The sequence below is a fragment of the Citrobacter sp. Cpo090 genome (assembly GCF_030332665.1).
Taxonomy (GTDB): Bacteria; Pseudomonadota; Gammaproteobacteria; order Enterobacterales; family Enterobacteriaceae; genus Citrobacter; species Citrobacter portucalensis.
The window spans coordinates 305,273-319,769 of record NZ_JAOWHK010000025.1 but is presented as its reverse complement, the minus strand read 5'-3'; the positions used below and the strand labels follow the sequence as shown (position 1 = coordinate 319,769).

General features: G+C 49.8%; 15 protein-coding genes and 2 pseudogenes. 9 read left to right on the top strand and 8 right to left on the bottom strand.

The features are described 5' to 3' along the window. Positions 1 to 10 precede the first annotated feature (10 nt). The 6 genes from OGY83_RS04100 to pspA form a co-directional block, all read right to left on the bottom strand. Positions 11 to 1,303 (bottom strand): ABC transporter substrate-binding protein, encoded by a 1,293-nt coding sequence (locus OGY83_RS04100; protein ID WP_003840753.1) that lies wholly within the window; start codon positions 1,301 to 1,303, stop codon positions 11 to 13. Between the two features lie 16 nt (positions 1,304 to 1,319). Continuing rightward, complete coding sequence (locus OGY83_RS04095; RefSeq protein ID WP_286635322.1) at positions 1,320 to 2,999, bottom strand: sugar phosphorylase; 1,680 nt, start codon at positions 2,997 to 2,999, stop codon at positions 1,320 to 1,322. A 191-nt stretch (positions 3,000 to 3,190) separates the two neighbouring features. Further along, positions 3,191 to 3,421, bottom strand: coding sequence for a phage shock protein PspD (pspD, locus tag OGY83_RS04090; protein WP_003833267.1), 231 nt, complete (start codon positions 3,419 to 3,421; stop codon positions 3,191 to 3,193). An 8-nt stretch (positions 3,422 to 3,429) separates the two neighbouring features. Continuing rightward, a complete protein-coding gene (gene pspC, locus OGY83_RS04085) occupies positions 3,430 to 3,789 on the bottom strand; it encodes an envelope stress response membrane protein PspC (protein WP_286635321.1) in 360 nt (119 codons plus the stop codon). Next, a complete protein-coding gene (gene pspB / locus OGY83_RS04080) occupies positions 3,789 to 4,013 on the bottom strand; it encodes an envelope stress response membrane protein PspB (RefSeq protein ID WP_079937363.1) in 225 nt (74 codons plus the stop codon). Before pspB ends, pspC begins: the two co-directional genes overlap by 1 nt. Before the next feature lie 54 nt (positions 4,014 to 4,067). Next, positions 4,068 to 4,736: a phage shock protein PspA gene (gene pspA / locus OGY83_RS04075; RefSeq protein ID WP_003020532.1), complete on the bottom strand. Its 669-nt coding sequence runs from the start codon at positions 4,734 to 4,736 to the stop codon at positions 4,068 to 4,070. A 155-nt stretch (positions 4,737 to 4,891) separates the two neighbouring features. Between pspA and pspF the strand changes: the two genes are divergently transcribed. Next, entirely contained in the window at positions 4,892 to 5,881 is a 990-nt protein-coding gene (gene pspF, locus OGY83_RS04070; RefSeq protein WP_172313080.1) for a phage shock protein operon transcriptional activator, read from the top strand. A gap of 93 nt (positions 5,882 to 5,974) precedes the next feature. Further along, positions 5,975 to 6,619, top strand: coding sequence for a QnrB family quinolone resistance pentapeptide repeat protein (locus OGY83_RS04065; protein WP_286635320.1), 645 nt, complete (start codon positions 5,975 to 5,977; stop codon positions 6,617 to 6,619). 8 nt (positions 6,620 to 6,627) lie between these two features. On the opposite strand, the gene OGY83_RS04060 is transcribed toward OGY83_RS04065, so the two are convergent. Beyond that, complete coding sequence (locus tag OGY83_RS04060; protein WP_079937366.1) at positions 6,628 to 6,951, bottom strand: hypothetical protein; 324 nt, start codon at positions 6,949 to 6,951, stop codon at positions 6,628 to 6,630. A 311-nt stretch (positions 6,952 to 7,262) separates the two neighbouring features. Between OGY83_RS04060 and sapA the strand changes: the two genes are divergently transcribed. Genes sapA through sapF form a run of 5 tightly spaced genes read left to right on the top strand, consistent with a single transcriptional unit; the run spans position 7,263 to position 12,545 of the window. Further along, positions 7,263 to 8,906 carry an ABC transporter substrate-binding protein SapA gene (gene sapA / locus OGY83_RS04055; protein WP_059572902.1) on the top strand — a complete coding sequence of 548 codons (1,644 nt, stop codon included), beginning with the start codon at positions 7,263 to 7,265 and terminating at the stop codon, positions 8,904 to 8,906. Then, complete coding sequence (sapB, locus tag OGY83_RS04050; protein ID WP_003020545.1) at positions 8,903 to 9,868, top strand: peptide ABC transporter permease SapB; 966 nt, start codon at positions 8,903 to 8,905, stop codon at positions 9,866 to 9,868. The genes sapA and sapB overlap by 4 nt, the downstream gene beginning before the upstream one ends. Beyond that, entirely contained in the window at positions 9,855 to 10,745 is an 891-nt protein-coding gene (gene sapC / locus OGY83_RS04045) for a peptide ABC transporter permease SapC (RefSeq protein ID WP_123267296.1), read from the top strand. Before sapB ends, sapC begins: the two co-directional genes overlap by 14 nt. Then, on the top strand, positions 10,745 to 11,737 hold the full coding sequence (gene sapD, locus OGY83_RS04040; RefSeq protein ID WP_079937368.1) for a peptide ABC transporter ATP-binding protein SapD: 993 nt from the start codon (positions 10,745 to 10,747) through the stop codon (positions 11,735 to 11,737). The genes sapC and sapD overlap by 1 nt, the downstream gene beginning before the upstream one ends. A gap of 1 nt (position 11,738) precedes the next feature. Then, the gene (sapF, locus tag OGY83_RS04035) at positions 11,739 to 12,545 is read left to right on the top strand and encodes a peptide ABC transporter ATP-binding protein SapF (protein WP_003020558.1); all 807 of its coding nucleotides are present in this window, start codon (positions 11,739 to 11,741) and stop codon (positions 12,543 to 12,545) included. 38 nt (positions 12,546 to 12,583) lie between these two features. Here sapF and OGY83_RS04030 read toward each other — a convergent pair whose 3' ends face one another. Then, positions 12,584 to 13,273, bottom strand: a complete 690-nt coding sequence (locus OGY83_RS04030; RefSeq protein WP_191235292.1) for an EAL domain-containing protein — start codon at positions 13,271 to 13,273, stop codon at positions 12,584 to 12,586. Positions 13,274 to 13,716: 443 nt separating this feature from the next. Between OGY83_RS04030 and OGY83_RS04025 the strand changes: the two are divergent. After that, positions 13,717 to 14,151, top strand: a pseudogene (locus OGY83_RS04025) (SDR family oxidoreductase); the annotation flags it as partial. After that, positions 14,149 to 14,415: pseudogene (locus OGY83_RS04020) on the top strand (carboxymuconolactone decarboxylase family protein); the annotation flags it as partial. The pseudogenes OGY83_RS04025 and OGY83_RS04020, both read left to right, overlap by 3 nt. Between the last annotated feature and the right edge of the window lie 82 nt (positions 14,416 to 14,497).

Genomic DNA, 14,497 nt, shown 5'->3' with positions numbered 1-14,497 from the left:
CATTTCCCCATTAGCGCTGTTCAACGAGGTCATCCAGTTTTGTCTGGCTTGCCTTGATGGTCGATGAAAGGTCAGCTTTTCCTACCGTGACGTTGTGCACCATGGTACTCACGATGCCGGAGCCGGTTACGTCGCCCATGCGGGTAAAGTTCTTATCACCGACGGCGCCAAAGACCTGAATATTTGGCAGTTCAGCAATCAGTTGATCGGGCAATTCACCCAGCGCTTTGATAACGGCGTTATCTTTCCATGTCGAGGTATTCACCACCGCTTTGTTGACCGGCAGCGCCGCCCCTGGCGACATCATGACCCAGTCCGCAATGTTGTCTGCCTGCTCCATAAAGGTGACAAATTTCTCTGCCGCTTCTGTTTCTTCGGTTTTTTGACCTGCGGTAATGGTTAGCGACGTCAGCATGCCGTAAACAGCGGAATTTTTTTCCGTCGGCACCATAAAGCCAACATTTTTAGGATCACCCTCTTTGATCACCGCCGGGAGGATATAGGTGGAATAAATCGCCATTGGCGCCGTGCCGTTCATGAAAGCATCTTTGACTTCCATGATGTCGTTAGAGCCAGGCATGGTGTTCATGGCAAGTTGGCGGTAATACTGCAACGCCTGCGCCATCTCAGGTGTGTCGAGCGTAATCTTTCCCTGCGCATCAAAAACGTTGGCCTGGTTAGAGAGCGCGAACTGGGAGAATGACTGTTCGGTCAAAACGCTTTCTGCCGTAGGCAGCGCAATGCCGTATTTCTTACTGCCAGGATTGTTGAGTTTCTGTGCCACGTTTAGTAATTGCTGCCAGTCTTTTGGCTCTTCCAGCCCGGCTTTTGCCAGCACATCTTTGCGGTACCAGATCCCGCCAATCCAGGCGCTGACCGGAACCCCGGTCCATGCACTACCGTCTTCAGTGCGTACAATACGCAGGACGCCATCATAAAAAGTCCCTTCACCTACGCCGTTGATGACCTGCGCTACCGCTTTACGATCAATGAGGGATTCTTTATCCATAACTTTCGCGTAGTCATGGCTGGTTTCAATGACTTCAGGCAGTGAACCGCTGCGCGCGAGGGTGATAACCTTAGTGTTGTACGCATCTTCTTCCACAGGGACCTGTTTGACGCTGATACCCGGGTTTTCTTTTTCAAAACGCTCAATCAGTTTTGCAATAACCGCTTGCCGCTCCTGCTCAACAGAAGAGTGCATAAATTCAATCGCGACAGAGGACTTTTTATCATCCTTACACCCGGAAACCAGGGCGCAGGAAACCAGTGCTGAAATCAGCACAATTTTAGCTTTAAGCATGAAATGTTCCTTTTTATTACTTAACCCACATGACCTGCCAGGCGTACAACGTTAATTCCTTACCTGAAATAGTTTTACCGCTAATCAAATCAACTCCATTTTCAATGTCAATACGAATGGTTTGAGTATGGTCGCAGACATTAAATAATCCGGTAATTTCCTCACCAGTTTCCGCCGTACGTTTAATTTGCATTACAGACGGTGTAATACTGCTAATTTTAAAGTCACTATCAGGATGAAATGCTTTATTATTACGACGTATTACAATTAGTCGGGATAACTCATGATAAATAGCGTGACGCAAACTGGTTTCATCTTTCAGCTCCGTTTCTATTTGTCTTACCTGATATTTTGTGCGGTTTATCGCACGATTATAACCGAACGTCTCAACACCTTTATAATCATTGCGTGATCCAAGGATGCTTTGAATGTAAACCGCCGGCACGCCTGGAAAACTCAGCAAAATGGCATGTGCGAGAATAAAGCGAGAAAACCGTTCGGTATCGCTACAATTACCAGGCGTCAGCGCATCCATATATGTCACGTTAATTTCATACGGACTGCGACTGCCGTCAGGGTTATTTTTCCAGTTAACCAGCGCGCCTTCCTGTTGTAGTTCTGTCACCAGCCGCATGATCTCATCTTCAGGCAACAAACCGCGTAACGGGTTGAGACCAATGCCGTCATGCGATGCGAGAAAATTAAACCAGGTGGTCTCGTCTGATGGCAGCGCCAGTGATTGCGCCCACTGGCACAATGTCGACGTATCCTGGCGTTGTACCGCATGCAGCACCAGCGGCGGCAGCGAGAACTGGTACACCATATGCGCTTCATCATGGCCATTACCGTAGTAGGACACGTTATCCTTATGCGGGACGTTGGTTTCGGTAATAATCGCCGTACCAGGCGCTGCGCAGTCAGCAATAGCGCGGAATAGTTTGATAAGCTGATGCGTTTTTTCCAGATGAATACAGCTCGTTCCAGGCTCTTTCCACATAAAGCCAACCGCGTCCAGGCGAACATAATCTGCGCCCTGCTCAAGATAGCTCAGCAGCACATCGACCATCGCCAGTAACACCACCGGGTTGGCATAGTTGAGATCGATCTGGTCATCGCTGAACGTCGTCCATAAGTGACGCACGGTGTTATCTTTTAGCGTAAAAGGTGTCAGTAACGGTAATGCGCGTGGACGTGTGACGTTGCTCAGGTCCGTATCAGGATCCATTGCAATAAAGAAATTTTCATAACCGTCAAGCTGTTGCAAATAATTATTAAACCACTCGCTCTTAGCTGACATATGGTTACAAACAAAATCAAACATCAGTCGACTGGATTCACCTAATTCCTTAATATCATTCCAGTCACCGGTTTCTTCGGCAACCTGATGGTAATTAATCACGGAAAAACCATCATCCGATGACCACGGATAAAATGGCAGAAGATGCACATGAGAAAATGTCGACTTAAGCCATTCATTATAAAACTGATTAAACGTCGGTAACGATTTTTTACCCGCCCCGTGGAATTGATCGGCGTAGGTAATAAGCACCACATCGCCCTCGTCCCAATGCGCTTTACGGATTTTTTTAATTAATCCCTGTGATTTCTCTAAACGTGCAAGCAGCGCTTCATAGTGGCATGAAGTAAATGTATGACCATAAACTTCTGTCAGGCATTTTTGGATTTTTTGGTTCACCTTTGATTCTCGTGGTAGCGGTCCCATGAATCAAGAGACTACTCTGCGGGAAATAAGCTGTCAATCAGCTGAGGTGGTCTGGAGGGGGATAAAAAAAGAATTTTGGCAGCCAAAAAATCGTATTTGTGAGCTGCCGCAAATTAACTGAGGGAATGTTGATTAATTGTTGCTTGCTTTTGTTGATTCAAATATCAGGGTTGATTACCTGAATAGCGTTTCGACAATTTTGCCGCAGCCCGACTCAACACCGGTTCCAGAACCAACGCCAGCAGCATTTTTAGCGGGCGTCGGGCTACGGATTTCACCGCCCACCCTGCTACCCCCGCCGGGCCGTAGCGAAGCGCGGTCAAAAGCACCAGCTTACCTGCTATTTTAAAGCCCGGCTTAACCCTTTGCCCGGCACGTTGCCAGCGATTGTTCATTTCTAACCTCACAATTGGCGGAAGCGACTACGTAATGAAAAAGTATCGGACGTCACATAACGTTCCATTTCACGCAAACGCTTTTCACTAGCCGCCAGCTCACGATCGACGGTATCCAACAGCTCACCGCTTGATGGCTGCTGCTCGCCGGAAACCACATTATCCGGCATCGGATCCAACACAAAGGTCAGCACGATGTAAGCGACGAAGGTGAAAAAGGCCAGGCCAAAAAAGACTGACAACACCACCAGGATCCGTACCAGCTTCACTGGCACATCGAGATAATGCGCAATACCTGCGCAAACCCCCTTCACCATGCCCTGCTGCGGAATACGCCACAGTTTTTTGTTCAGGTTAATGCCTCCCATTAGCGGTCCCTCCAGTTTGGATGTTCAGCATCAAGGATGTCTTCCAGCGCCTGAATACGCTCACGCATCCGCTGTGCGTCATTGTTGAGTTCGACCAGACGTTGCTGTTCACTTTGCGACAGTTCGCCTCGACTGGAACGGTTGCTGTAATGCAGCCAGAGCCAAATCGGTAAAACAAACAGCACAAAGATGGTTAACGGGATAGCCAGAAATAGCGCGCTCATGAGTACTCCTTACAGGTGATGAGCGGCGGCGCGTTCAGGCGCCGCCAGATGTTATTATTGCTTGTCTTGCTGCATTTTGGCTTTAAGTTGCGCCAGCTGCTCGCTGATTTCATCATCTGCTTTCAGGTCAGCAAATTGCTGATCCAGGGACTTCTGTTTACCGAAGTTATGGCTTTCAGCCTCGGCTTCCATCTGATCGATTCGACGCTCGAAAGATTCAAAACGCGCCATCGCTTCATCAAGTTTACCGCTGTCCAGTTGACGACGAACATCACGCGAAGAACTCGCTGCCTGATGACGCAGCATCAGCGCCTGCTGACGAGCACGGGTTTCACTGAGTTTATTTTCCAGCTCACCGATCTCTTTTTTCATACGCGCCAGCGTATCGTCAACCAGTGTCACCTCATGTTCCAGAGAGGCAATTAAATCGGTCAGTTTTTGCTTTTCAATTAACGCAGAACGCGCCAGATCTTCTTTCTCTTTGCGCAGCGCCAGTTCAGCTTTTTCTTGCCACTCTGCCTGTTGCGCGCTGGCCTGTTCAATACGGCGAGATAATTGTTTCTTTTCTGCTAGCGCACGCGCTGAGTTGGAACGTACCTCAACCAGCGTGTCTTCCATTTCCTGGATCATCAACCGCACCAGCTTCTGCGGATCTTCAGCCTTTTCCAGCAACGCATTAATGTTGGCGTTCACGATGTCGGCAAAACGAGAAAAAATACCCATAATGTAATCCTCACTTACTGTTCTGATATCGGGCAATGCCCTGCTGCTGTTGCAATGCACTTCGCATGCCAACTTTTTAGTTATTTGATTTTATTGTAATTATATAATTTTACCTGCCAGACTAATTAGCGTAAATTGGTGAATAACACTAACAAATGGTGAATTTCATCATGGCAGGATACAAAGATAATCTTCTGGGTGAAGCAAACAGCTTTATTGAAGTGCTGGAGCAGGTTTCTCAACTGGCGCCACTGGATAAACCCGTATTGGTTATCGGTGAGCGCGGGACCGGGAAAGAGCTTATTGCCAACCGCCTGCACTACCTCTCCACACGCTGGCAAGGCCCGTTTATTTCGCTTAACTGCGCAGCGCTCAACGAGAACTTACTTGATTCCGAACTGTTTGGTCACGAAGCAGGTGCCTTTACCGGCGCGCAAAAACGCCATCCAGGACGTTTCGAACGCGCCGACGGCGGTACGCTGTTTCTCGATGAACTGGCAACCGCCCCGATGTTGGTGCAGGAAAAATTGCTGCGGGTTATTGAATATGGCGAGCTGGAGCGTGTTGGCGGCAGCCAGCCGTTGCAGGTTAACGTACGACTTGTTTGTGCAACCAATGCCGACTTACCTCGCATGGTCAGCGAAGGCACTTTTCGCGCGGACCTGCTGGATCGTTTGGCATTTGACGTAGTGCAACTCCCACCGTTACGCGAACGCCAAAGCGATATCATGTTAATGGCCGAACATTTTGCCATTCAGATGTGCCGCGAGATCGGGCTACCACTGTTTCCGGGTTTTAGTGCCGAAGCCAGAGAGACGCTCCTCCACTACCGTTGGCCGGGTAATATTCGTGAACTGAAAAACGTTGTGGAGCGATCCGTTTATCGACATGGGACCAGTGATTACCCGCTGGATGAGATAATCATTGACCCGTTCCGCCGCCACACTACACCGCAACAGACAGTGGAAACTAAACCGATGTCTGTCGCATTACCGCTGGATCTGCGTGAATTCCAGCAGCAGCAAGAGAAAGACTTTCTACAAACCAGCTTACAGCAGGCTAAATTTAACCAGAAAAAAGCCGCTGAATTACTGGGTCTGACTTATCATCAGCTACGTGCCTTGCTGAAGAAACACCAGATCTAATACGCATTTGCAGGTGTCATACTGGCGGGTTTGACGCATAACGTCATAAGGTTTACCATGGCGTCATTACTGTATAAAAACACAGGCATAGATATGACTCTGGCATTAGTTGGCGAAAAAATTGACAGAAACCGCTTCACCGGTGAGAAAGTTGAAAATAGTACATTTTTTAACTGCGATTTTTCAGGTGCCGACCTGAGCGGCACTGAATTTATCGGCTGCCAGTTCTATGATCGCGAAAGTCAGAAAGGGTGCAATTTTAGTCGCGCAATGCTGAAAGATGCCATTTTCAAAAGCTGTGATTTATCAATGGCAGATTTCCGCAACGTCAGCGCATTGGGCATTGAAATTCGCCACTGCCGCGCACAAGGCGCAGATTTTCGCGGTGCAAGCTTTATGAATATGATCACCACGCGTACCTGGTTTTGCAGCGCATATATCACTAATACCAATCTAAGCTACGCCAATTTTTCGAAAGTCGTGTTGGAAAAGTGTGAGCTATGGGAAAACCGCTGGATGGGGACTCAGGTACTGGGTGCGACGTTCAGTGGTTCAGATCTCTCCGGCGGCGAGTTTTCGACTTTCGACTGGCGAGCAGGAAACTTCACACATTGCGATCTGACCAATTCGGAGTTAGGTGACTTAGATATTCGGGGTGTTGATTTACAAGGCGTTAAGTTAGACAACTACCAGGCATCGTTGCTCATGGAGCGGCTTGGCATCGCTGTAATTGGTTAGCTCAGCGTTTACACCGGGAGATGCGTTTGACGATTTACTTTTAACCAGTACGACTCCTGGCAAGCATTGTGAAACGTTTTCTCCAGTGGACGAATATCCTGACCTGCCGCATCAACGACATGCCATCTAATGCTGCATTCTGGACAGGAATCTGATGAATATCTAACCAATTCATTTTCGCGAGAACAACGAATAACCACTCCCGAATCATGAAGCCATGTCTTATTTATAATCTCAACTTCAGCCATGTCATCCCGTTTACTGACATCCTCAATACAAATAACATTTTTGCCTATTTTTATAGCATTGACATAATCCGCTAAGTTGCTCATTTATTAAATATTCCCGTTGATTCGTACACTAACGCATTGTAATCGCTTACGCATTTTGTCACAGCGAGGAAACCGTAACAAATTACGCCAACTGTCCACATCCTGCGCCGCGTTTATAGCAAGTCAGATGGGCCATGAAAATGCTAAGATAGTTAACAGAGTAGATTCAAAGTGGATAGCAGGTATGAATTTTGACCATGTCGCGGTGTTGAACTCGCGCTTATCGAGCCTGTTACTCCCAAAAACAAACGGTAATGGCAAATGTCATTAAGTATTAGTAAGATAGCCTCTTTATATAATCCATTAAAATTATGCGCCTGGTTTTATCATCTCTGATCGTGATGGCTGGATTTCTGAGTGGTCAGGCTGCTGCTGCGCCTGAGCAAGCTTCGCACGCTGATATCCGTGACAGTGGGTTCGTCTATTGCGTCAGCGGGCAGGTCAATACGTTCAACCCGCAAAAAACGAGCAGCGGTCTCATCGTCGACACGTTAGCGGCACAATTGTATGACCGACTGCTAGATGTGGACCCCTACACTTATCGACTGGTGCCTGAGCTGGCCGAAAGCTGGGAGGTGCTGGATAACGGCGCAACCTACCGCTTCCATCTGCGTCGTGACGTACAGTTTCAGAAGACTGCCTGGTTCACCCCCACCCGCAAACTGAATGCAGACGATGTGGTGTTTACCTTCGAGCGCATCTTTGATCGCCACCATCCATGGCACAATGTGAACGGCAGCAATTTCCCCTATTTCGACAGCCTGCAGTTCGCCGATAACGTTCAAAGTGTGCGCAAACTGGACAACAACACCGTTGAATTCCGCTTAACTCAACCTGACGCCTCCTTTATGTGGCATCTTGCCACACACTATGCCTCCGTAATGTCGGCGGAATATGCGGCTAATCTGGCAAAACAGGATCGCCAGGAACTGCTCGACAGACAACCTGTCGGCACAGGACCGTACCAGCTTTCGGAGAATCGTGCCGGCCAATATATTCGGTTGCAGCGACATGAAAAATTCTGGCGTGGCACTCCTCTGATGCCTCAGGTCGTCGTTGATCTCGGCTCTGGTGGAACCGGACGCTTATCTAAATTACTCACTGGCGAGTGCGACGTTCTGGCCTGGCCTGCCGCCAGCCAGCTCAGCATATTGCGTGATGACCCTCGCCTGCGTCTGACGCTGCGCCCGGGGATGAACATTGCCTATCTGGCGTTCAACACCAATAAACCGCCGTTGAATAACCCTGCCGTGCGGCATGCGCTGGCGCTGGCGATCAACAACCAGCGGTTAATGCAGTCTATCTACTACGGGACGGCAGAAACCGCGGCATCTATTTTGCCTCGCGCCTCGTGGGCTTATGATAACGAAGCTAAAATTACAGAGTACAACCCGGCAAAATCGCGTGAGCAGCTAAAAGCGCTGGGGCTGGAGAATCTGACGTTACAACTTTGGGTTCCTACCAGCTCTCAGGCCTGGAACCCCAGTCCGCTGAAAACCGCAGAGCTGATTCAGGCAGATATGGCTCAGGTGGGTGTGAAAGTGAAGATCATCCCGGTAGAAGGTCGTTTTCAGGAGGCGAGATTAATGGATATGAACCATGATCTGACGTTATCCGGCTGGGCGACGGACAGTAACGATCCTGACAGTTTTTTCCGGCCATTACTCAGCTGTGCCGCCATCAACTCGCAGACCAACTTTGCCCACTGGTGTAATCCGCAGTTTGACAGCATTCTGCGCAAGGCCCTCTCTTCGCAGCAGCTTTCATCGCGAATTGATGCCTATGACGAAGCGCAAAATATTCTTGCGCAAGAGTTACCGATCCTGCCGCTGGCCTCTTCACTGCGTCTACAGGCTTACCGCTACGACATCAAAGGGTTGGTGCTCAGTCCGTTCGGCAATGCCTCTTTTGCCGGGGTGTCCAGGGAAAAGAAAGATGAGGTGAAAAAACCATGATTATCTTCACCCTGCGTCGATTTTTGCTGCTATTGGTCACTCTGTTCTTCCTGACCTTTATTGGATTCAGCCTGAGCTACTTCACGCCTCATGCACCATTACAGGGAGCATCGTTGTGGAACGCCTGGGTATTCTGGTTCAATGGTCTCATTCACTGGGATTTCGGCGTATCCAGTATCAACGGTCAGTTGATCTCAGAGCAACTGAAAGAGGTGTTCCCGGCCACAATGGAACTGTGCATTCTTGCCTTTGGTTTTGCACTAATGGTTGGGATCCCCGTTGGTATGCTGGCCGGTATCACGCGGAACAAATGGCAGGACCGCTGCATCAGTGCATTGGCTCTGATGGGGTTTTCGATCCCCGTTTTTTGGCTGGCGCTGCTGCTGACATTGCTCTTCTCACTGACCCTCGGCTGGTTACCCGTTTCAGGGCGTTTTGATCTTCTCTACGAGGTGAAACCCGTTACCGGTTTTGCCATTATTGATGCCTGGATCTCAGACTCGCCATGGCGCGATGAAATGCTGGTCAGCGCTATTCGTCATATGGTGCTCCCGGTGCTGACGCTCTCCGTTGCGCCCACCACCGAAGTCATCCGCCTGATGCGTATCAGCACCATTGAGGTCTTTGATCAGAACTACGTCAAAGCGGCGGCCACGCGCGGCCTGTCACGATTAACGATTCTGCGTCGTCACGTTCTGCACAACGCCCTTCCGCCGGTGATCCCGCGTCTGGGCTTACAGTTTTCCACCATGCTGACGCTGGCGATGATCACCGAGATGGTCTTTAGCTGGCCTGGTCTTGGCCGTTGGCTGATTAACGCGATTCGCCAGCAGGATTACGCGGCGATTTCAGCGGGCGTTATGGTGATTGGTTCACTGGTTATCATCGTTAACGTCATCTCTGATATTTTGGGTGCTATGGCTAACCCTCTGAAACATAAGGAATGGTATGCCTTACGATAGCGTCTACAGCGAAAAACGTCCGCCGGGTACGTTGCGCACCGCATGGCGCAATTTCTATGGCGATGCGACTGCGATGATCGGCCTGTACGGCTGCGCGGGACTGGCTGTTCTGTGTATTTTTGGTGGTTGGTTTGCCCCTTACGGCATCGATCAGCAATTTCTCGGCTATCAGCTTTTACCACCGTCATGGTCACGCTATGGCGAAGTCTCTTTCTTCCTCGGAACTGACGATCTGGGACGTGACGTTTTAAGTCGTCTGCTCAGCGGCGCGGCCCCAACCGTTGGCGGTGCGTTTGTCGTCACTCTTGCCGCCACGCTGTGTGGCCTTGTATTGGGCGTAGTTGCCGGTGCGACGCACGGCTTGCGCTCAGCGATACTGAATCACATTCTGGACACTCTGCTGTCGATCCCTTCTCTGCTGCTGGCGATTATTGTGGTGGCGTTTGCCGGGCCGCATCTGACACACGCCATGTTTGCCGTCTGGCTGGCACTGCTGCCGCGCATGGTACGCTCCGTCTACAGCATGGTGCATGACGAGCTGGAGAAAGAGTACGTCATTGCCGCTCGCCTGGACGGCGCAACCACACTGAATATTCTGTGGTTCGCTGTTCTGCCCAATATTACCGCCGGTCTTATTACTGAAATCACCCGCGCACTGTCGATGGCGATTCTGGATATCGCCGCGCTGGGTTTTCTCGACCTTGGCGCACAACTGCCGTCCCCGGAATGGGGAGCCATGCTCGGCGACGCGCTGGAGTTGATTTATGTCGCACCGTGGACAGTCATGCTGCCAGGCGCAGCGATTATGATAAGCGTGCTGCTGGTTAACCTACTGGGTGACGGCGTGCGCCGCGCAATTATTGCGGGGGTGGAATAATGCCATTACTGGATATCCGCAACCTGACCATTGAATTCAGAACCGGCGACGACTGGGTTAAGGCGGTTGATCGCGTCAGCATGACCCTTAACGAGGGTGAAATCCGCGGGCTGGTCGGCGAATCGGGCTCCGGCAAAAGTCTGATCGCGAAGGCTATTTGCGGTGTCGCTAAAGATAACTGGCGCGTAACCGCAGACCGTATGCGTTTTGATGATATCGATCTGCTGCGCCTTTCCGCACGTGAACGACGCAAACTGGTCGGTCATAACGTCTCCATGATCTTTCAGGAGCCGCAGTCATGTCTCGATCCATCCGAGCGGATCGGGCAGCAGCTAATGCAAAACATTCCAGCCTGGACTTACAAGGGCCGCTGGTGGCAACGTATCGGCTGGCGCAAACGCCGCGCGATTGAACTCTTGCACCGCGTTGGGATAAAAGACCATAAAGATGCCATGCGCAGCTTCCCATATGAACTGACCGATGGCGAATGCCAGAAGGTCATGATCGCTATTGCACTGGCGAATCAGCCGCGTTTGCTGATTGCCGATGAACCGACGAACGCGATGGAGCCAACCACTCAGGCGCAAATTTTCCGTCTGCTAACCCGTCTGAATCAAAACAGCAATACCACCATTTTGTTGATAAGCCATGACCTGCAAATGCTCAGCCAATGGGCTGACAAAATCAACGTGATGTACTGCGGACAAACGGTCGAAACCGCGCCCAGTAAAGATTTGGTGACCATTCCGCATCATCCTTATACTCAAGCGTTGATTCGCGCTATTCCGGATTTTGGTAGCGCAATGCCGCACAAAAGCCGCCTGAATACCATGCCAGGAGCTATTCCATTGCTGGAACAATTACCCATCGGCTGTCGTCTGGGGCCACGCTGCCCTTATGCACAACGCGAATGTATTGAAACTCCAAGACTGACCGGAGCAAAGAATCATCTCTACGCCTGTCATTTCCCGCTGAACATGGAGAGAGAGTGAGATGGTAGAAACCCTGCTCGAAGTTCGTAATCTGAGCAAAACCTTTCGCTACCGGACAGGTTTATTTCGCCGCCAGACCGTTGAGGCCGTTAAGCCCCTGAGTTTCACCCTGCGTGAACGTCAGACGCTCGCCGTCATTGGTGAAAATGGTTCAGGGAAATCTACGCTGGCAAAAATGTTGGCGGGTATGATTGAACCCACCAGCGGTGAACTACTGATTGACGATCATCCGTTAAAATATGGTGATTATTCATTTCGTAGCCAGCGGATCCGTATGATTTTCCAGGATCCATCAACATCGCTTAATCCGCGGCAACGTATCTCGCAGATCCTCGATTTTCCGCTACGTCTGAATACCGACCTCGAGCCTGAGCAGCGTCGTAAACAGATTGTGGAGACCATGCGCATGGTAGGACTGCTGCCCGATCACGTAAGCTATTACCCGCATATGTTGGCCCCGGGGCAAAAACAGCGCCTGGGCCTTGCCCGTGCGCTCATTTTACGACCCAAAGTCATTATCGCCGACGAAGCTCTGGCCTCTCTGGATATGTCGATGCGTTCCCAGCTCATCAATCTGATGCTGGAATTGCAGGAAAAACAGGGGATTTCGTATATCTATGTGACCCAACATATTGGCATGATGAAGCACATCAGCGATCAGGTATTAGTTATGCACCAGGGCGAAGTGGTAGAACGCGGCAGTACAGCGGATGTCCTGGCGTCCCCTCTTCATGAGCTTACCCGTCGCCTGATCGCAGGTCATTTCGGCGAAGCGCTTACCGCCGATGCCTGGCGGAAAGATCGTTAGCAAACGGCTGCCCTCCTCAACCGGAGGGCAATCTGCCATCAGTGACACAACGTGGGTAAGAGCAGCGTATCAACTTCGGTAAACGCGACTGACGGGTAAAGGGCACCCTGCATTGCCCAGACACCTGCGGTACTGGCCTCGTCGATAAGTCGCGCTGTTTTTATACCCTTCACCACAACACGGTCACAATATTCCCTGATATTTTTGATCAGCACCGGGAACGTCGGTTTTTCTACCTGTTCCAGGAAGAAATCGCGATCCAGTTTCACAACGTCAAAACGACCGCAAACCAGCGGACTGGCCCCTACGCTGCCGGAGCCAAGATCGCCCAACCACAATGCGTTTGGGCCGTCGCGAAGTGAATTAATCAGCAGATTATTCAGGCACACGGTATTCGACAGAAAACGTTCTGAAAGTTCCAGTGCAATAAATGGTAGTGCATGTAAGGCCGACTTGATGGCAGGATCACCAATCGCCAGCAGCGACATTTCGTCAATGAGGTTCAGCGTACAAATAAGGCTGTTGCGCTCAAACCAGTCACGCTTTTCGGCAATTAATCGAATTTGCTCGAGCATGAAATTACGCTTTTGTTCGCTATCCCACGCTGAAATGATGAAATCTGGATGCAACGGGTGAACCGTATTTGATGTAAACCGGGCGTTAATCTCCACACCCAGTAATTTATCTGTTGTGTCTCTCATCGGTTCCGCGATGAAATGATAGTGCATAAGACCACTCCAATTGATCATAACATCCTGATAATGCACTTTTAACTACAATCAATCAATAATATCGATCAATGCATCAATATCGATCGATAAAAACAATATATCATAACGATCTGAATACTGTCATATTTTTTGTTTTAAGAAAGTTCCTACCTTGCCATGTTTATAAACATAAGCTAGCAGTTAATAATACCATTATGGTGCCTTTAAAGCCTTGTATTTTCTCTTAATCACCTACGTTAGGTGCTTGACCGAACTATAACCAGAGGGGAACGATATACTCCTCACATGCAATAAATAGTGACAGGTCACGTGAGGTCGATAACCATTCTACAAAGCAAAAGCGTGGGATATAATTTCAGACCAATTTCGAGTGAGCTTAACGTGTCAGTCATAACCACTTGATTGATAAAAGATAAGCATTAACCAAAAGGATTAAAGCCATGGGTTTTTTATCAGGTAAGCGCATTCTGGTGACAGGCCTTGCCAGTAAATTGTCTATCGCATGGGGAATCGCTCAGGCGATGCATCGCGAAGGCGCCGAACTGGCGTTCACCTACCAGAACGACAAGCTGAAAGGTCGTGTGGAAGAATTTGCAGCGCAATTAGGCTCCAACATTGTTTTGCAGTGTGATGTGGCTGAAGATGCCAGCATTGACGCCATGTTTGCTGAGCTAAGCAAAACCTGGCCGAAATTCGACGGTTTCGTGCACTCCATCGGCTTCGCACCTGCTGACCAACTGGATGGCGATTATGTAAACGCAGTTACCCGCGAAGGATTTAAAATTGCGCATGACATTAGCGCTTACAGTTTTGTTGCGATGGCAAAAGCATGTCGTTCCATGCTAAACCCTGGCTCTGCACTACTAACGTTGTCATCTCATGAATTAACCGAGGCCATTACCGTTCTTCGTCAGGATGAACGTGAATTACAACGCTGGGAACAACGACATCCGGTTGAGCGCGCCACCCTACAGGCGGTACAATGGCTGACCCGGGCGCCCGACCGCTTTAGCGCCGCACTGTTAACGCCTTTGTTCGATCAGGGAATCTCTTCAGAGCAGGCCATTAACCTGCTAGCCTGGAGTGGATTGTGCGGATGGTTGAATCGCTTGAAAATCGCGCTGGGCGACACTGATTAACCGATCCACTTACTGAAAGAGCGCTTGCTGCCACTGGCAGAATCGCGTAAAACTGTCAGCCGCTCTTTTAGCCACGAAAATA